The sequence below is a fragment of the Kitasatospora sp. NPDC056184 genome (assembly GCF_042268405.1).
Taxonomy (GTDB): domain Bacteria; phylum Actinomycetota; class Actinomycetes; order Streptomycetales; family Streptomycetaceae; genus Kitasatospora.
Genome location: NZ_JBHJUI010000003.1, coordinates 417101 through 434586, shown reverse-complemented (window position 1 = coordinate 434586; position 17486 = coordinate 417101). Strand labels below are relative to the sequence as shown.

The 17486-nt window shown below is 74.7% G+C and carries 20 protein-coding genes; 9 read left to right on the top strand and 11 right to left on the bottom strand.

Going from position 1 to position 17486, the window contains the following annotated elements; translation table 11 throughout:
• Positions 1-111: 111 nt before the first annotated feature.
• A complete protein-coding gene (locus tag ACFC0B_RS09650; protein WP_376084264.1) occupies positions 112-876 on the top strand; it encodes a hemerythrin domain-containing protein in 765 nt (254 codons plus the stop codon).
• An 81-nt stretch (positions 877-957) separates the two neighbouring features.
• Here ACFC0B_RS09650 and ACFC0B_RS09645 read toward each other — a convergent pair whose 3' ends face one another.
• A complete protein-coding gene (locus tag ACFC0B_RS09645) occupies positions 958-2505 on the bottom strand; it encodes an FAD-dependent monooxygenase (protein ID WP_376084262.1) in 1548 nt (515 codons plus the stop codon).
• 109 nt (positions 2506-2614) lie between these two features.
• Here ACFC0B_RS09645 and ACFC0B_RS09640 point away from each other — a divergent pair, with 109 nt between their 5' ends.
• Positions 2615-3271, top strand: coding sequence for a TetR/AcrR family transcriptional regulator C-terminal domain-containing protein (locus tag ACFC0B_RS09640; protein WP_376084260.1), 657 nt, complete (start codon positions 2615-2617; stop codon positions 3269-3271).
• Between the two features lie 117 nt (positions 3272-3388).
• Complete coding sequence (locus ACFC0B_RS09635) at positions 3389-3826, top strand: hypothetical protein (protein WP_376084258.1); 438 nt, start codon at positions 3389-3391, stop codon at positions 3824-3826.
• Between the two features lie 78 nt (positions 3827-3904).
• Here the strand turns inward: ACFC0B_RS09635 and ACFC0B_RS09630 are convergent, their stop codons facing one another.
• The gene (locus tag ACFC0B_RS09630) at positions 3905-4507 is read right to left on the bottom strand and encodes a DUF6891 domain-containing protein (RefSeq protein ID WP_376084256.1); all 603 of its coding nucleotides are present in this window, start codon (positions 4505-4507) and stop codon (positions 3905-3907) included.
• A gap of 126 nt (positions 4508-4633) precedes the next feature.
• On the opposite strand from ACFC0B_RS09630, the gene ACFC0B_RS09625 reads away from it, so the two are divergent.
• The gene (locus ACFC0B_RS09625) at positions 4634-5596 is read left to right on the top strand and encodes a DUF1152 domain-containing protein (RefSeq protein WP_376084254.1); all 963 of its coding nucleotides are present in this window, start codon (positions 4634-4636) and stop codon (positions 5594-5596) included.
• 59 nt (positions 5597-5655) lie between these two features.
• Here ACFC0B_RS09625 and ACFC0B_RS09620 read toward each other — a convergent pair whose 3' ends face one another.
• The 3 genes from ACFC0B_RS09620 to ACFC0B_RS09610 are packed head-to-tail and all read right to left on the bottom strand — an operon-like array spanning position 5656 to position 8293.
• Positions 5656-6201, bottom strand: coding sequence for an FHA domain-containing protein (locus tag ACFC0B_RS09620; RefSeq protein ID WP_376084252.1), 546 nt, complete (start codon positions 6199-6201; stop codon positions 5656-5658).
• Entirely contained in the window at positions 6198-7700 is a 1503-nt protein-coding gene (locus tag ACFC0B_RS09615) for a hypothetical protein (protein WP_376084250.1), read from the bottom strand. The genes ACFC0B_RS09620 and ACFC0B_RS09615 overlap by 4 nt, the downstream gene beginning before the upstream one ends.
• Positions 7701-7729: 29 nt before the next feature.
• On the bottom strand, positions 7730-8293 hold the full coding sequence (locus tag ACFC0B_RS09610; RefSeq protein WP_376084248.1) for a DUF1697 domain-containing protein: 564 nt from the start codon (positions 8291-8293) through the stop codon (positions 7730-7732).
• Between the two features lie 68 nt (positions 8294-8361).
• Between ACFC0B_RS09610 and ACFC0B_RS09605 the strand changes: the two genes are divergently transcribed.
• On the top strand, positions 8362-8832 hold the full coding sequence (locus ACFC0B_RS09605) for a pyridoxamine 5'-phosphate oxidase family protein (protein WP_376084246.1): 471 nt from the start codon (positions 8362-8364) through the stop codon (positions 8830-8832).
• A gap of 9 nt (positions 8833-8841) precedes the next feature.
• Here ACFC0B_RS09605 and ACFC0B_RS09600 read toward each other — a convergent pair whose 3' ends face one another.
• Complete coding sequence (locus ACFC0B_RS09600) at positions 8842-9198, bottom strand: ArsC/Spx/MgsR family protein (protein ID WP_376084244.1); 357 nt, start codon at positions 9196-9198, stop codon at positions 8842-8844.
• Positions 9199-9352: 154 nt separating this feature from the next.
• Here ACFC0B_RS09600 and ACFC0B_RS09595 point away from each other — a divergent pair, with 154 nt between their 5' ends.
• The gene (locus ACFC0B_RS09595) at positions 9353-10570 is read left to right on the top strand and encodes a cytochrome P450 (RefSeq protein ID WP_376084242.1); all 1218 of its coding nucleotides are present in this window, start codon (positions 9353-9355) and stop codon (positions 10568-10570) included.
• On the opposite strand, the gene ACFC0B_RS09590 is transcribed toward ACFC0B_RS09595, so the two are convergent.
• Positions 10557-11210 carry an exonuclease gene (locus ACFC0B_RS09590; protein WP_376084240.1) on the bottom strand — a complete coding sequence of 218 codons (654 nt, stop codon included), beginning with the start codon at positions 11208-11210 and terminating at the stop codon, positions 10557-10559. The genes ACFC0B_RS09595 and ACFC0B_RS09590 overlap by 14 nt on opposite strands.
• An 83-nt stretch (positions 11211-11293) precedes the next feature.
• A complete protein-coding gene (locus ACFC0B_RS09585; protein WP_376084239.1) occupies positions 11294-14044 on the bottom strand; it encodes a LuxR C-terminal-related transcriptional regulator in 2751 nt (916 codons plus the stop codon).
• Positions 14045-14161: 117 nt separating this feature from the next.
• Here ACFC0B_RS09585 and ACFC0B_RS09580 point away from each other — a divergent pair, with 117 nt between their 5' ends.
• From ACFC0B_RS09580 to ACFC0B_RS09570, 3 genes are all read left to right on the top strand, one after another.
• Positions 14162-14611 carry a pyridoxamine 5'-phosphate oxidase family protein gene (locus tag ACFC0B_RS09580; protein WP_376084237.1) on the top strand — a complete coding sequence of 150 codons (450 nt, stop codon included), beginning with the start codon at positions 14162-14164 and terminating at the stop codon, positions 14609-14611.
• Positions 14612-14677: 66 nt separating this feature from the next.
• Entirely contained in the window at positions 14678-15130 is a 453-nt protein-coding gene (locus ACFC0B_RS09575; RefSeq protein WP_376084236.1) for an iron chaperone, read from the top strand.
• A 225-nt stretch (positions 15131-15355) separates the two neighbouring features.
• Positions 15356-15826, top strand: coding sequence for a hypothetical protein (locus ACFC0B_RS09570; RefSeq protein ID WP_376084235.1), 471 nt, complete (start codon positions 15356-15358; stop codon positions 15824-15826).
• A gap of 186 nt (positions 15827-16012) precedes the next feature.
• Here ACFC0B_RS09570 and ACFC0B_RS09565 read toward each other — a convergent pair whose 3' ends face one another.
• The 3 genes from ACFC0B_RS09565 to ACFC0B_RS09555 form a co-directional block, all read right to left on the bottom strand.
• Complete coding sequence (locus ACFC0B_RS09565; RefSeq protein ID WP_376084233.1) at positions 16013-16228, bottom strand: helix-turn-helix domain-containing protein; 216 nt, start codon at positions 16226-16228, stop codon at positions 16013-16015.
• Between the two features lie 29 nt (positions 16229-16257).
• Positions 16258-17016 (bottom strand): hypothetical protein, encoded by a 759-nt coding sequence (locus ACFC0B_RS09560; protein ID WP_376084231.1) that lies wholly within the window; start codon positions 17014-17016, stop codon positions 16258-16260.
• Between the two features lie 200 nt (positions 17017-17216).
• The gene (locus tag ACFC0B_RS09555; protein WP_376084230.1) at positions 17217-17372 is read right to left on the bottom strand and encodes a hypothetical protein; all 156 of its coding nucleotides are present in this window, start codon (positions 17370-17372) and stop codon (positions 17217-17219) included.
• Between the last annotated feature and the right edge of the window lie 114 nt (positions 17373-17486).

Below are 17486 nucleotides of genomic sequence, written 5' to 3'. Positions count from 1 at the left end.
CAATCGGACATTGATTCGCCTCTGATGTCCTCCCATCACTGTGGTGGGAGCACCGTCCCGCCTGGTGTGCCAGGCCGAGCCAAGCCCTTGTCCGAGCGTGAAAAGAGTGCCATGCCCCTCCACCTGCTGCCCGTAGCGTCCCCGGCCTCGCCGGCCGTGCCCGCCCAGGGCGGGCCCGTGCACGAGCACATCGCCGACGAGGAACCGCAGGACGTCCGCTTCGCCGGACTTCGGCTGGTGCACTCCGCGCTCCGCCGGGACCTCGCCAGACTGCCCAACGCGCTGCGCCTGCTGCAGCCCGGCGAGGACGAGAAGGGGGCCGCCCTGCTGCGGCACTGGACCTTCGTCACCGCCATGCTGACCTGCCACCACGAGCAGGAGGACACCCGGATCTGGCCGATCGTGCGCCGGTTCGCGCCCGAGCTGCGGCTGCTGCTGAACTGGTTGGAGTCGGACCACCACAACCTCGACCACTCGTTCACCCGGGTCACCACCCTGGTCCGGATCGCCAGCCGGGACACCGGCTCGGTCTGGCCGGTGGCCTACGCCATCGAGGACCTGGCGGCCCGGCTGGAGACCCACCTGCGGATCGAGGAGCGCCAGTTGCTGCCGCGGATGGAACAGGTCTTCGCGGACAACTCGCGGGTCGGCAGCCTGCCCGAGCTGCTGGACGTGCTGCACTCGGCCGAGGGGCCGGGCAGCCCGGACGCGCTCGCCTGGCTGCTGGACGGCGTCGAGCCGCCGGTGGTCGAGCGGCTGCTCGCGGACTGCGACGACCTGGTGGCCCGGCACTGGCCGCACTGGCAGGCGACCTACCAGCGGTGCACGGCGCCGCTGTGGGGCGCGCCCGGTGCGTGGGAGGTGACGGGCGAGTGAGCGGCGGGCTTTTTCGCGGGCGTTGATCTACGCGCGTGGCACATGCCGGTGGCGCATGTCCGGCAGCCCGGGGGCGCGGGTTCAGCGCAGGCCGAAGCGGGCCAGGTATCCCGGCAGGTCGGCCGGGTCGTGGGTGGCCAGGCCCAGGTAGCCGTCCGGCCGGACGACGAACAGGCCCTGTCCGTACGCCTGCTCCGCGACGCCGCCGTCGACGCGGTGTCCGCGCACTCCGGCGGGCAGCCGCGGCAGGGCGCGGCCGATCGCGAGCACGGTGACGTGCGGGCCGCGCAGCAGCTCGAAGAGGCGGCGCCCGGCCAGGGCGTTCACCGGCGCGCCGTCCAGCGCGGCGCCGTCCAGCGGGGCGTCGGGGGCGCGCTCGCCGGCCCGTAGCGCGTCCTCGGGCAGACCGGGGCGCGCCTCCACGGTCAGCGGGCCGTCCTCGTAGCCGAGCCCGAGCTGCTCGGTGCGCGGGCCGCGCCGCAGCCCGCCGGCCCGGACCCCGCCCGCGCGGTGCAGCCGGGTGGAGATCTCCAGCACCTCGGCGGCGATCGGCAGGCGCTCCTGCTCGTAGCTGTCCAGCAGTGCCTCGTCGGCGCCGTGCCGCAGCACCTGGCCGAGCTTCCAGCCCAGGTTGTACGCGTCCTGGACGCTGGTGTTGAGGCCCTGGCCGCCGGCCGGGGAGTGGATGTGCGCCGCGTCGCCGGCCAGGAAGACCCGGCCCTCCCGGAACCGCTCGGCGAGTGCCGCGCGCGGCTGGAAGGCGGAGGCCCAGTGCACGGCGCCGACCGCGGACTCCGGCAGGTGGGTGCGGGCGGCGACGGTCCGTCGGACGCCCTCCGCCGAGGTGTCGGGAGCCGCTGAGGTGCCGGGGGCTGCCGGGCCGCCTCCGCCGGGGGTGTCGCCGTCCGGCGCGTCGAACCGGGCGAACAGCTGGAACGCGGTGGTGCCCGGCAGCGGGCAGAGCAGCAGCGGACCGCCGGGCGCCTTCGGCCAGACGTGCCAGTTCTCGCGGTCCAGGCCGTCGATCTCGACGTCGGCGACCAGGGCGGGGTGCGGGTCGACCCGCTCGCCCGCCATCGGGATGCCGACCGCCCCGCGGACGGTGGAGCGGCCGCCGTCGGCGGCGACCAGGTAGCGGGCGGTGACCGTGCGCGCGGTGCCGTCGGGGCCGGTCAGCCGGGCCTCGACCCGGTCGGGGTGCTGCTCCAGGCCGCTCAGCGCGGTGCCGAAGGCGACCTCGCCGCCGAGTTCGCGCAGCCGCTCGTGCAGCAGTTCCTGGGTGCGCCACTGCGGGATCATCCAGACCGCCGGGAACGGCACGGTCGGGTCCGGCTCGGTGCGCCCGACGAGGTCCCACTCGCCCTGTCGCTCGCCGTGCTCCCAGTTCACCATACGCGGGTAGGGGCGGCCGGCGGCGTGCACGGCGGCGAGCAGTCCGAGGTCCTCGAAGACCTCCTGGGTGCGGGGCTGGAGGCCCTTGCCGCGCGAGCCGGGGAACAGCGCCGGGGCCTGCTCGACCAGCAGCGCGGACACCCCGCGCCGGGCCAGGTCGCAGGCGAGGGTCAGTCCGGTCGGCCCGGCGCCGACGATCAGGACGTCGGTCTCGTTCCGGTTCTGGGCGTGCGCCATCGCACACTCTCCTTAACGTTGTTAAGTGGCGGACGTCCAGAAGCATCGACTTAACGGTGTTAAATTGTCAATGCCGGAACGACAGCAACCACCTGGAGGGACGTGCGGCATGCCGCCGAAGCTGGACCGCGCCCAGGTGGTCGACACCGCCCTGCGCCTGCTCGACGAGACCGGGCTGGACGGGCTCACGCTGCGCCGGATCGCCACCGAGCTGGGCGTCAAGGCGCCCGCCCTGTACTGGCACTTCGCCAACAAGCAGGCGCTGCTCGACGAGATGGCCACCGAGATGCTCCGCCGGATGTCCGCGGGGTCGTCCGGCGTCCCGGACGACTGGCGGGAGGCGGTCGCCGGTACGTGTCGCGCCCTGCGCGCCGCGCTGCTCGGCTACCGGGACGGCGCCAAGGTCTTCAGCGGCACCCGGCTCACCGACTCCGGCCACGCCGAGCAGCAGCACGCCCTGCTCGCCGTGTTCGACCGGGCGGGCTTCGAACTCGGCGACGCCGTCCTGGCCTTCACCACCGCGTACGCGTTCACCATCGGCTTCGTGATCGAGGAGCAGGCCGTCCACCCGGTGCCGGGGGAGCGGGCGCCCGGCTACGAGCCGGAGCGGCGGGCCGCCGGCATCGACCCCGAGCACGCCCTCGCCGCCGCGGCGAGCCGGGAGCTCTTCGGCGACTTCGAGCAGCGCTTCGAGCGCGGCCTGGCGATCGTCGTCGCCGGCATCGGCGTCTCGCTGCCGTCCGCGTCAACTCCCTTGAACCCCTAAGGGTTCACCCCTCGGGTCCGAGGGCGGCCGGAGGCTCGGGGCCTCCGGGGCGGGCCAGGGGCCGGGTACCGCCGGGGGCTGATGCCCGGCGTCCGGCGCGCACCTACCGTCGGAGCCATGACCAGCGCGCCCACCGCCACGCACCAGGAGCACCGTCCGACCTTCCCCTCCACCCGCCGCCCCGGTCCGAGGCCCGGCCGCAGCCGGGTGCCGGCCGTCCGTTCGGCCGCCCTCGCGGCCGGCGCCGTGCTGCTGCTCGGCGCCGGACTCGCCGCCTGCAAGGGCGGCGTCGCGCTCTGCCTCGACGACAACAGCTGTGACGTCGCCGTCCGCACCGAGAACGCCGACTCCACGTACAGCGCCGAGGTCTTCGGCGGCGACAAGACCCTCAAGCTGACCGTCGGCCGGATCACCGACACCACGGCCGAGGTCAGGCTCGGCGACGAGACCAAGACCCTCACCGAGGGCACCGCGACCGTCATGGGCTCCGCGACGGTCACCCTGCGCCACGCGAACGCGCGCGAGCACACCGCCGAAGTCCGCGTCGTCCGCTGACCTCACCCGCGGCGCCCGGAACCGGCCCGCCCGGAACGGACCCTCCCGGGACCGGTGGCGCGGGAGGGCGTGCGGCCGCTACTCCGGCAGCCGGTTGAGCCAGGTGATCGGCGTGACCGAGATCGCCGCCTCCGGCGAGCCGTCCCACTCCACCGGAAGCCCGGCCGCCGTCAGCGCGGCGGCGACCTCGCGTCCGACCTCGGCCGTCCGCCGCACGGCCGCCTCCGTCGGCTCGCCGTCCACCTGGAACCCGCCGTACCGCAGCATCAACGCACCGCCCCCGGCGGCCCGTTCGGTGTCCTGCTGATGGAAGAACACGAAGCCGCGCGAGCCCTCCTCGGCCTCGCCCCCGATCTCGGCGTAACCGCAGTTCGCGCAACAGGTGAAGTCCATCGCGGCGACGATGCCCAGTTCCTCCAGGGCGTCGAAGGCGGCCTCCAGCCGGTCGACGTCGGTCGTCTCCGGCCAGGCGGCCTGCTCCCGCAGACGCTCCCGCCACAGCGGAGCGACGATCCGCTCCGCCTCCTCCACCGTCAGTCCCTGGTCGTCGAGGAAATCGACCAGGGACTCGGCTATCTCGTCCGGCTCCTGGAAGCCGCACCGGATCAGCTCACGGGCCCGCTCCTCGGCGTCCCGCAGTACCTCGGCGGCAAGGGTGCTCTGCACGGTGTCCTGGTCCATACCGGCATCCAAGCACCCGGCACCGACAGTCCGGCCCGCACCGCCGCCGTCCCGCTCCCGCCGCGCCGCCGTCCCGCTCCGCCTCCGCCCCGCTCCCGCCGCCGTCGGCGGTGCTACCGTCCCCCGGTGACCTCCCTCCTCCAGCCCCCGCTGATCACCCGTCTGCTCGCCGCCGAGCGCATCCTGATCGCCGGCGCGGGCGGCGGCTTCGACGTCTACGCGGGCCTTCCGCTCGCCCTCGCCCTGCGCGCGGCCGGCAAGGAGGTGCACCTCGCCAACCTCTCCTTCAGCGCGCTCGACGCCCTGCCCGCCGACGTCTGGCAGGAGCCCGACCTGGCCCTCGTCGGCCCCGACACCCCCGCCCCCGAGGGCTACTTCCCGGAGCGGACGCTGGCCCGCTGGCTCCGGCTGCACCGCATGCCGGCCGAGGTCTGGGCGTTCCCCAGGACGGGTGTGCGGCCGCTGCGTGCCGCCTACCGGGCGCTCACCGACCGGCTGGGCATCGACGCCGTCCTGCTGGTCGACGGCGGGACCGACATCCTGATGCGCGGCGACGAGTCGGGCCTCGGCACGCCCGAGGAGGACATGGCCAGCCTCGCCGCGGTCGCCGGCCTGACCGGGATCCCCGAGCGCCTGGTCGCCTGCCTCGGCTTCGGCATCGACGCCCACCACGGCGTCAACCACTCCCTGGTGCTGGAGAACCTGGCCGCGCTCGACCGGGCCGGCGGCTACCTCGGCGCCTTCTCGGTCCCGCGCGACAGCCGCGAGGGCGCCCTCTACCTGGACGCCGTCGAACACGCCCGGGCCGCGTTCCCGGAGCACCCGAGCATCGTCCAGGGCTCGGTGGCGGCCGCGCTGCGCGGCGAGTTCGGCGACGTCCGGTTCACCGCCCGGACCAAGGACAGCCGCCTCTTCGTCAATCCGCTGATGACGCTCTACTTCGGCGTCACGGTGGAGGCGCTGGCCGCCGAGCACCGCTATCTCGACCGGATCGAGAGGACCGTCCTGATGCGCCAGATCAGCAGCGTCATAGCGGAGTTCCAGGACTCGCTACCGGCCCGGCGCCCGCCCCGCCAGTTCCCGCACTGACGCCGCGCGAGCGTCGTACGGGCGCCGCACGAACGTCGCGGGGCGCTCGCGCCGACCGCTCAGCCCGAGGCGAGCCGGAACTCCAGGTTGCCGAACCGCACCTGGTCGCCCGGCCGCACCCGCACCCCGCCGGCGATCCGGAACCCGTTGACGTGGGTGCCGTTGGTCGACCCGAGGTCGTACAGCACCCAGCCGTCGCCCTCCCGGCGCAGCTCGGCGTGGTGCCGGGAGACCGACGCGTCGTTCAGCCGCAGCCCCGCCCCGGGGATCCGCCCTATCGTCAACTGCCCGGCCCCGGCCTCCGGGAGGCTCAGCCCCGGCAGCCGCTCGGCCCGCCACGCCTCGCCCAGCCGCACCCTGAACGCGGAGACCCGTCCGACCGCGCGCAGTACGAAGCGCCCCACCGGGTTCCCGGCGGGCAGGTCCGCCGTCACCGCGTTCAACTCGGCGCGGCTGCCCGCGTGGAGCACGAGGTCCAGCCGCCCGAGAAAGGTGTCGTGCGACAGCCGGCCGTTCCCCGCGCCCTCCCGCAGCACCCCGAGCGCCCGTTCCCGCTCGGCCTCGGACGGCCGGACCACCCGGGTACGGTTCTCACGCGACGTCATGGACCGATTCTCGGCCGCCCCCCGCCCACCTGTCCAGATTCCCCGGAGCGCCACTCCAGCGCGAAGTCGGCGCCCACCGCCAGCCGTCGGCCGTGCTCTCCTCCACCGTCCGTCCGGACCGCCCCCGCCGGGCCGAACGCCGCGGGGCCGATCCGGAACCGCTCCAGCCGCTCGGCCCGCACCACGGCCAGCCCCCACGGCCCGGCCCCCGCGGGCGGCACCGCGAGGTGGACGACCGCCGAGGCGGGTTCCTCCGGACCGTGGCCGTGGCCGTCGAAGCGGACCGCGAGCAGTCGCACCGCCGCCCGTTCGGGCCGAGGCCGAGGCCGGGTCCGGGTCCGGGTCCGGGGCCGCGGCTCGACGGCGGGCCCCGGTGCCGCCCGCAGCCGGCCGGCCAGGTGCTCCGCCCACTCCCCGGTCCGGCCTGGTCGGCTCCGCGAGGTGAGCTGCTCGGCGAACCAGTCCGCCCAGGCGTCGCCGCCGCGCGCCACCCACCGCTCGATCAGGGCGTGCCCGCCCGCCTCGCCCCGCCGCGCCGCCGCCAGCAGGTCCGTCCCGGCGCCCTCGAAGATCCGGCAGAGTTCCAGGGTCGTACGGCGGGAGACCGATCCGGGGTACCGCGCCATCCGGATGTCCAGCATCGCGCGCTGCACGAGGACCGCCGCCAGCCGGTGCGCCCCGTCGTCGAGGACGGTGAGCGGCGGGCCGGGCGTCCGGCTGCGCCCGAGTCGCCCGAGTCGCCCGGGCGGCTGGTACGCCGGTGTCGCGGCGTCCGCCGCCCGCCCGGCCGCGGTCAGGTGCCAGAGGTGGTCCTCGACGGTCAGCACGGCCCGGGCCGCCCGCAGCAGCCCGACCCCGGCCACCCGCAGCTCCACCCCGTCCGCGTCCGCCCGCCACTCCAGCGGGCCCGCCACGGCCGGTCCGGCGTCGAACTCCGCCACCGACACCTCGTCCAGCCGCAGGTACATCCGCGGCGCCGGCCGTCCGGTCCCCCCGTCCCCCTCGGGCAGTCCGTACGCGCGCGGCACCTCCACGTCCAGGGCCGCGCGCAGCCGGGTGCCGGACAGTTCGGCCTCCAGCCGCAGCAGGCGGACGCGGGAGAGGTCGTACCCGTCCACGGCCGTCGCCGTCAGCGGCCCGGCCACCGGGAAGAGCGTCCCGCCGTACCCCCGGTAGGGGCCGCGGTCGTCCGGTGGCGGCGGCGGTATCAGCCCCTCGACCGGGTGCCTGGCCGCCGCCGACTGCTCCAGCATCCACGCGTACCGCGCCTCGCCCAGCCCGGCCATCCACCGCAGCCCGGCCCGCGCGGCCCGCTCCCGGCGCAGCGCGGTCCGGCGGACCGCAGTGGCGGACAGCGGGAAGGTGTTGTTGTCCCAGACGTCCGCGCAGCGCACGACCGTCGCCCGGTCGAAGGTCCGGCCGTCCGCCGCCGCCTCCGCGATCCGGACGAACGAGCGGTCGAGCAGCGCGGCGTAGGCGAACAGCGCGGATCGGGCCAACGGGGCCTCCGGGGTGTCGTGGGCGGAGGTCAGGCCTTCCGCGCGGCGGCCAGGATCTTGACCGTGGTGTGCAGGAACCGCGAGGTCGCCGATCCCCGGTAGGACTTTCCGAAGAGCGCACCGCTGGTGACCCACTTGCCGTCCTTCAGGTGCACCACGACGTACGCGGTACCGGGGTCGGCGCCGATCACCTCGTAGTCGCCCTTGGGCGAGGTGTACGGGACCGGGAAGTCGGCGGGCAGCGGCTCGGAGAGGAAGTTCACCGTGAGCCGCACCTCCGGGGTCACCTCGACGCCCGCGAACGGCTCGGCGTCCAGCAGCGCCTGGACCTCGTCCACCGTCCGCAGCAGCACCGGCACCGGGTAGCCCAACTGCTCCTCCAGGTGGCGCTCGATCCGTCCGGTCAGCGCCGCCCGGCCCGCCGCGTCGACGGCGTCGGCGGTGAAGAAGACGTTCCCGCTCTGGATGTAGGAGCCGACGCGCTCCAGGCCGAGCTCGCCGAACAGCGCCCGCAGGCGCTCCATCCTCACCGTCCGGCCGCCGACGTTCACGGCCCGCAGGAAGGCGATGTAGGTGGTGCTGGTGGAGGTCACCCCGCCAGTGTGGCACCGGGCACCGACACCGGACGGCGGCCGTCGGCGCCCGGTGCCACACTGGCGCCATGGCTACCTGGCAGGATTTCGAGCACGAGGCACCGGACCTGGCTCCCGCCGTGCGGGCCCGCTTCGAGGCCAACAAGCACCACGTCCTGGCGACGCTCCGCAAGGACGGCTCGCCCCGGGTGAGCGGCACCGAGGTGGACTTCATCGGGGCCGACGTGATGCTCGGGTCGATGCGCGACGCGGTCAAGGCGCTGGACCTGCGCCGCGACGCCCGCTTCGCGCTGCACAGCAACCCGAGCGACGCGACGCTGGCCGAGGGCGACTCCAAGCTGTCCGGCCGGGCGGTCGAGCTGACCGACGCGACGGACATCGCCGCCTACGAGGCCGAGCTGTCCGAGCCGCCGCCCGGCCCGTACCACGCCTTCCGGCTGGAACTGGAGCAGGTCGTGCACACCACCGTCGAGGGCGACGCGGTGCGGATCAGCTCCTGGCGCCCGGGCGAGCCGGTGCGGCGGTTCGAGCGCCGCTGACGGCGGCCGTCAGGGCAGGACGGACCGCAGCGCCTCGGGGGTGCGGGCGACCACGGCGTACCCGTCGTCGGAGGTGATGATCGGGCGCTGGATCAGGATCGGGTGCTCGGCCATCGCCGCGAGCCAGCGCGGCCGGTCGCCCGCCTCCCGGCCCCACTGCTTCATGCCGAGGTCCTTGGCGACCTGCTCGTCGGCCCGGGTGATGTCCCACGGCTCCAGGCCCAGCCGCTCCAGCACCCGCTCCAGCTCGGCGACGCTCGGCGGGTCCTCCAGGTAGCGCCGCACGGTGTGCGTGACGCCGGCGCCGTTCAGCTCGCTCAGCGCGGTGCGGCACTTCCCGCAGCGGGGGTTGATCCAGATCTCCATCCCGCCAGCCTACCGACCCGCCCCGGTCCGCCCCCGCCCGCGTGCCACCCGCCGCCCGTCCCCGGTCCGGCCGGTTCCGCCCCTGCCGGGGAACTCCCGCCCGGCCACCAGCAGTTGTCCGTCAGGGAGTTGGATCTACGGAGGGGAAGGCCGGATGGACGGCGCGTCGATCATCGAGCAGCTCATGACGACCGAGGGGCGGTTCGACCCCTACCCGCTGTACGCGCGGGCGCACGAACTCGGCGCGGCCGCCCCGGCGGGCCCCGGGGCGGTCCTGGTGGTCGGGCACGCCGCCGTCAACCAGGTGCTGCGCAACCCCGCCTTCGCCCTGGAGGACACCAAGAGCCTCGCCGCCGACCACGCGGAACTGCTCGCCCACCCCTCCGTCGAGCTCTTCGGCCGCTCGATCCTCCAGCGCAACGCCCCCGACCACGGCCGGGTCCGCTCGCTCATCACCTCGGCCTTCAACGCCCGCCGGGTCGCCTCGCTGCGGCCGGCGGTCGAGGCGACGGTGCAGCGGCTGCTCGACGAACTGGCCGGGCGGGGCGCCGACGGCTCGCCCGTCGACTTCATGGACGCCTTCGCCTTCCGCCTCCCGGTCGAGGTGATCTGCGAACTGCTCGGTGTCCCCGCCGCCGACCGCCACCGCTTCCGCGGCCTCGCCTCCGACCTCACCATCGCCCTGGAACTCATCCAGGACCTCGGCGAACTGGCCGCCGCCGACCTCGCGGCCGAGGAACTCTCCACCTACTTCGCGGAGTTGACCGCTGAGAGGCTGGCCCGCCCGACCGGTGACCTGGTCAGCGACCTGGCCCGGATCGCCGCCGACTCCCCGGACCGGATCTCCGGCGAGGAGTTGCTGAGCAACCTCGCCCTCCTCCTGGTGGCCGGCTTCGAGACCACCACCAACCTCCTCGGCAACGGTCTCGCCCTGCTGTTCCGCCACCCGGAGGCCGCCGAGGGCCTGCGCACCGGAGCCCTCGACCCCGCGCTCTTCACCGACGAGGTGCTGCGCTACGACTCCCCGGTGCAGGTGACCTCCCGGATCTCCACCGCCCCCGATCTCACGGTGGCCGGCCTGCCCGCCCCGACCGGCACCGTCCTGTTCACGATGCTGGGCGCCGCCAACCACGACCCGGCCCGCTACCCCCGCCCGGACCGCTTCGACCCCACCCGCACCGACAGCCAGCCGCTCAGCTTCGGCGGCGGTTCGCACTTCTGCCTCGGCAGCCAGCTCGCCCGGCTGGAGGCCGACATCGCCGTCCCCGCCCTCCTCGACCGGTTCCCCCGGCTCGCCTCCGGCGGCGTTCCCACCCGCCGTGACCGCCTCGTCCTGCGCGGCTACGAGACGCTCCCCGTCACCGTTCGCTGACCCGCTCGCGGGGCGGGCCACCCGGCCCGGCCCACTCCATCAGGTTGGCGAACAGCACGGCCTGCTCCCGCGCGTCGTCGAGGGCGTGGTGGGTGTGCGGGAGGTCGGGGAGCAGCTCCTTCGGCATCGAGCGCTTGCCGATCCCGGCGAACGGCACGCCCGCCCGCGCCGCGTACAGCGTCTTGACGTCCAGGCAGCCCGAGTGGCCGAACGGGCTGGAGCCGGTGAACCGGACCAGGTACCAGTAGAGGAACTGCCAGTCGTAGACGGCCGGGTAGCCGACCATCACCGGCCGGTACCGCCGCCCGTCAGGCCCGGTCCGCACCTGCTCCAGCCAGCGGGTGAACTGGCCCATGGCGACGGCCGGATCGGTGCCGCCGGCGATCAGTGCCGCCCGGTCCAGCCCCGAGACGGCCAGCGCCTCGGGCACCCAGTCGTCGGAGACGGGCCGCAGCTCCCGGTAGAAGCCCGCCGCCGCGGCCGGGGCCCGGCGGAAGCCGTCCGCGTCGTGCCACCCGGCCACCGCCGCACCGAAGCTGACCATCGAGTACGGGCCGGGGATCGGCCCGTCCGCTTCGACGTCCACCGACACGTACACCGTCGGTGTGACCTTGCCCGTCGCCCCGCTCGTCGTTCCCATGCGCCAAGTCTCGGACTCCGGAGCGGCCTTGACCACCCGGTTTCGCCGTCAGCCCTCCCGTCCGCCGTGCCGTCCGCCGTTCGTCAGCCGTCCGCTCCCCGCCGACCGTCCGCGAGGTGCCGGGTCCGGGCGGACTGGTAGCCGCAGCCGGCGGCGTCGAAGGCCGCCGCGACGGCGTCGAGGCACGCGAGGTCGCCGTCCAGCAGGGCCCGCGCCCGGTCGAGCTGCGCGGTGGCGACCGGGTTCCCGGCGACCACGGGGCGGGCCCCGGCGAGGCGGGCCCGGGCGTCCGGGTGGCCGGCCAGCACCGACGCCTCGACACGGAGCGCCGTGTACCAGTGCAGCCAGACCCAGGAGACCCACTTCCACACCTCCTCGGGCGCCGGCGCGATCCGCGCCAGGGCGGCCTGGGCGTCCCCGCGGTGCAGCAGCACCAGGGCGTCGAACACCGCGCCGTAGCCGTACCGGTGCTCCTCCTCGGGGCCCGCGCGGCCGGCGACGGCGCACCAGGCGGCCCGGGCGCCGTCGTCACCGCGCAGGCCGTGGACCGCGGCGACCGCCGCGGCGGCCGGTCCGAGCGAGAACGACCGCGGCCGCCCGCCCTGCTCCCACGCGTCGAGGAACCGCACACCGGTCGCCGCCACCTCCTCGGTCCGCCCGGCGAACGCGTCCGCGACCAGCAGCCAGGACGTGGCGTGGTGGCCGACCTCGGCCAGCAGCGGGTGCCCGGCGAGCTGCCCGCCCCACCGCCGGGCGAGGTCCAGCTCGCCGACGCCGATCGCGGTGGCGGCCGCCATCGCGAGGGCGTCCACCCGCTCGTGCGTCCCGGCCGGGGTGGGCGGCAGCGAGGGCGGCAGGTCGACCCGGCGGCGGGCGGCCGCGGCGGCCGCGAACGGCTCGCCGGCCCAGCTGCGCGCGCCGGAGAGGGCGTCCAGGGCGGCGGACTCGGCCACCGGGTCGCCGGCCCGCCGGGCCAGCTCGACGGCCCGTTCGGCGAAGGCGACCGTCTCCCGCGCGGTGTTGTCCGGGCTGCCCTGGACGGAGCCGTAGGCGTCCGCGAGCACCGCCGCCTCGGCCAGCGCCAGGGCCGCCCCGGTCGCGGCGGAGCCGTCGGCCGACTCCCGGGCCCGCCCGAGCAGGGCGGCCACCTCCTCGGCGGGGGGAATGCGGGCGAACGTGCTGGAGAAGCGGTACGCGACGGTGGCGGCGGCCGCCAGGTCACGGGCGCCGCCGCCGTCGTCCCCGGCCCGGCGGGCGGCCTCGGCGGCGGCGCGGTGCAGGCGGTACAGGTCGTCGCCGAGCCCGCGGCACCCGGCCACCCCGGCGGCCTCCCGCAGCGCCGCCGCGGCGGCCGCCGGGCCGTCGGCCAGGGCGGCCGCCTGCTCGAAGCGCTGCTGCGACTCCCCGAGCAGGTTGCGGGCGAACGCCGACTCCGCCAGGGCCCGGGCGAGCCGGTGCGCCCGCGCCCGCAGCTCCGGCCGGCCGGCGGCCCGGTCGAGGGCGGCCCGCAGCTCGTCCGCCACCGCGTCGAACCGGGCCCGCCAGCGCGGGCCGTCGGTCCCGGCCAGCTCGTCCGCGCCGACCAGGCACCAGGCGAGGTGCCGGGAGCCGGCCTCGGCCTGCTCCCCGGCCTCGGCGAGCCGCTCGGCCCCGTACTGGCGGATGGTCTCCGGGGCCCGGTACCGGGTGCCCTCCGCCGCCGGGTCCGCGGTGAGCAGGCTCTGCTCGGCCAGCCGCCCGAGCCCGTCGGCGACGGCCGCCGGATCCAGCGGGGCGAACCCCGCCACCGCGACCGCCGCCCCGGCGGTGAACGGCTGGACGAACGCCGACACCCGGCGCAGCAGTGCCCGGTCGGCGGGCTCCAGCAGGTCGTGGCTCCAGTCCAGCACGGCCCGCACCGACCGGTGCCGGTCGCCCGCGCGCGGACCGCCGGCGAGGATCCGCAGCTGGTCGGAGAGGCCGGCCGTCAGCCCGTCCAGGCCGAGCGTCGGCCAGCGGGCCGCCGCCAGCTCGATCGCCAGCGCCATGCCGTCGAGCCGTTCGCAGACGGCCGCGATCCGCTCCCGGAGCGCCGGGTCGGGGGCCGCGCCGGCCGCCGTCGCCCGTTCGACGAACAGCGCCACCGCCTCCGACGAACCGCCGCCGTCCCGGGACAGCGGCGGGACGGGGAAGACCCGCTCGAACGGCACCATCAGCCGGGCCCGGCTGGTCGCCAGCGCCCGGACCTGCGGACAGTCCGTCAGCAGCCGTTCCAGGAAGGGCGCGACGCCGTCCCGGACCTGCTCGCAGTTGTCCAGCACCAGCAGCGCCCGGTGGTCGGCCAGTGCGGCGGACACCGCCTCCTCGTGGCCGCGCCCGGGCTGCTCGCCGACCCCCAGCGCGGCCGCGACCGCCGCCGCCACCCGGCCCGGATCCCGGACCGGCGCCAGGTCGACGAACCGGACGCCGTCCGCGAAGTCGCCCGCCAGGTCCGCCGCCACCGCCAGCGCCAGCCGGGTCTTGCCCACCCCGCCCGGACCGACCGCGCTCACCTGCCGGTGCGCGGCCAGCGCGGCGGCCAGCTCCGCGCGGTCCCGCTCCCGGCCGACGAACGCCGTGAGCGGCGCCGGCAGGGCGGGCGCCGGACGCGACCGCCCGGCGCCGGCGAGTTCGGCCGCGCGCCGGGAGAGCGCCCGGCGGTCCGGCAGCTCCAACTTGCGCAGCAGCGCCGAGGTGTGGGACTCGACCGTGCGGACGGAGATGAACAGCCGAGCGGCGATCTCGGCATTGCTGAGGTGCTCGCCGAGCAGCGCGAGCACATCGGCTTCACGGGGCGAGATCACGGACGCGGACACCGCGCCATTATGCGGGGCGTCTCCGTGGTGCTTTCCGTAGTGGCCACGGATGCCGCCCGGACCCCGTCCGCGGGAGGCTGTGACCAACAGCGCCGGACCCGACAGGAGTGAGTGACCATGGCCGAACCGCGTTCCCGCGCCCAGCGCCGGCACGACGCCGAGCGGCGCCTCGCCCAGGACGTGGACGTCTGGGTGGCCACGGCCTCGCCGGACGGCACGCCCCACCTCGTCCCGCTCTCCTTCGACTGGGACGGTGCGGCGCTGCTGCTCGCCACCCCGTCCGGCAGCCCGACCGGCCGCAACCTCGCCGCCACCGGCACCGCCCGCCTGGCCCTGGGCCACACCCGGGACGTCTGCCTGATCGAGGGCGCGGTCGAGGTCCTGGACCTCGACGCCCTCCCGGCCGACCGCGGCGACCGCTTCGCCGCCCGCACCGGCTTCGACCCGCGCGCCTCGGCCGAGTCCTACAGCTGGTTCCGGGTCACGCCCCGCGGCGTCCGGTCCTGGCGCGAGTCGAACGAGATGGCCGGCCGCGAGCTGATGCGCGACGGCCGCTGGCTCGACTGACCCGCACCGCAGCCCCGCACCGCAGTCCCGACCGACCGGCACCTCACACCGCAAAGGCCTACCACCATGACGAACACCACCACCACCCAGACCTTCGACGGCTTCACCGACGACGAGCGCGCGGCGATGAAGGAGCACGCCAAGGAGCTCAAGACCGCCGCCCGCCGCAGCCCCCGCACCGCCAAGGCCGACGGCGAGAAGGACGTCCTCGCCAAGATCGCCGAGATGGAGCCCGCCGACCGCGCCCTCGCCGAACGCCTCCACGCCCTCGTCAAGGCCGCCGCCCCGTCCCTGGCCCCCAAGCTCTGGTACGGCATGCCCGCCTACGCCAAGGACGGCAAGGTCCTCTGTTTCTTCCAGAGCGCCCAGAAGTTCAAGTCCCGCTACGCCACCCTCGGCTTCAGCGACGCCGCCGCCCTCGACGACGGCCCCCTGTGGCCCACCACCTACGCCCTCACCACCCTCACCCCCGCCGTCGAGTCCCAGATCACCGCCCTCCTCACCCGCGCCACCGCCTGACCGCCCCCGGCCCAACAGTGACCGCCGGGACCAGCCACCGCCCGGTCCCGCCCGGGTGCTGATTGGCCGTGACCCTAGATCGATGCCTGCCCGCCGGCCTCGGACCCGGCCGACGTGGTGTTGTCGGAAACCGTCGCCCCCATTTCCTGTCCCCTCCTGTCTGTTTCGAAGGTGCCACCGGACCAGGTCTGGCGGGAACGTGCTGCTGATGCCTACTGTCCTCGGATGACATGGCCATCGCTTGTCGCAACTCTTCTCGGGGCCGTCATCGCGCTGAGCTCTGCGCTCCTGGTGGAGCGCCGCCGCGAACGCAAGGAGGAGCGCATTGAGCGCCATCGGATCAAGCGGGAAGTGTACGTACGCTACCTGGCCGCCCATGCCGATGCCCGAACGGAACTGAGGGTTCTCTCCGTCTCTGCGGACGTACCCGATGAGGAGCGCCATCATCGGGCCTTCACTGCCTACGCTGCCTGCTATGCCGCCCGCTATGAACTGGCAATCCTGGCCCCTGAGTCGGTGCTGGCGTCGACAAGGGAATTCGACAGGTGCGCTCGGGAACTGCGTGACCTGGTCATCGATGGTACGAATATGCGGGCGCCTGCCGGGGGGCTCCCGCGTATGCAGAGGTATCTCGAGGCCATGAAAGCTGCGCAGTCGGCCATGCGGGTCGATCTGGGCGTTGACCCTAGCGTCTGACGCAGCGATCGCCACGAAAGAAATCCGCCAGCAGCTTGCCACGGACGATCGCCGACACACCGACCGGGAAGGCCACCGAGACCGCTCGGAACTGGCGCTGACGACCTCTGTGCAGGTCAGCGCTATCGCTGACCTGCACAGACGCAAGTCACCAACTCGCTCCCCTGTGAATGGGGTGGTTCAGGCTCAGGTGTTGTGGTCCAGGGTGTACACGGCACGTTCGTCCACGCCGATGGCTCGCATCAGCTCGATGGTGGGCACGCGGTACCGATTGCCGATCCGCAGGACCTTGCAGGGGAAGGCGTCCTGCCGGGCCAACCGGTAGGCAGTCGCCAGGCAGATTCCCAGGGCTCTGGCCGCGGTGGGCACATCGACCACGACCGGCAGGTCGAAGGCCTCCATGAAGCTCAGCGGACCGTGCGTCGCGGGGCTCACAGGTTCCCTCCGTCGCGGGGCGGAGAGACGCTGGTGACGTGTCGCTGCCGTCCGGTGTGCCGCGTCCGGCGGTCGTGTCGCTGCCGTTCGGCCTTCTCGGTGATCGCAGTCAGGGCCTGCCGGCCAAGGTGCTCGGGAGAGACGGTGAAACGCAGCTGGGCTCGCAATCCATCGGCCCGCTCGTGTCGGGTGACCTCGATCTGGACCGGCCGCACCCGGTCGTTCTTCTCCGGTCCGTCGCACGCCGCCGTGACACCGCTTTCGTCCTCCAGTTGCTCCAGCGTGGCGCACGCGGTTTCGCGCCACCCGTCGCGGGCGAGTCGCCACGCCTTGCTGCGCACCTCCTTGAGCAGGGCATCGACCGAGCGCGCCGACGGCGGTTCGCCAGTCCGCAGCCCTTCCAGGAGGCCCAGCACCATTTCCGCCTCCACATCGGCTCGGTCGGCGCGCAGCCGGTGGCAGATGCGGAAGGCAGTTCCGGTCAGCCTCGGCATGGCCAACCAGATCAACAGGAGCCGCGACTCGTCCGCGGACCCCTGCTCGGCCTGTCCGCCGCGCAGCGCCGCCTGCCAGATCTCGGTGACCAGCGCGGGGTCCTGGACCTCTCCGTAGAGGGCATCGCGAGCTTCAGCGGGGCTCAGGAGGACCGGCGTCTCGCCGTCCGGTCGGAGGGCCAGCCGGGCCTCCTGCGCCCGAGGGTTGTCGAAGTATCGTGCTACAGCAGCGAACACGCTGCTGGTGCCGGCAACGGTCAAGGTGCAGTCCTCTCTCGCCGCCCGTGTGGACCCGGGGCGGCTACTCTGCGGAACTGTTACTGAGTGGTACCGAGTGCTACGCAGTGGTAGCGCGTGCCAGCCCGTGAACTGGGTGGGCTCAAGCGGTAGGAAGGGCGAAAGGTCCCCCAAGGGGTGCCCGCCCACAGGCGGGCACCCCGATGCGGCCTGGGCCGGAAAACTCAGACCTCCGTCGTCGGCTGGTTGTCCGGAACAGGGTCGGGCGCCGTCGGCGGCGGCAGCGCCTTCTCGCGGGTTCGGCGCATGGCGGTCGGCGGGAACCCGCCGGAGGTCCGCTTGCTGCGACCCCCTCGGCGGGCGGGGAGGCGGTTGGTCATGTCTCGTCCTTCCTTTCCGACATTTCCGTGGTTGCCGTCGTCGACGGGTTCGGCGAGCGGCTGACGCCATGGTGCCCATCTGGAAAGGAACTCGATGGGCGTGGAACTGAGGAA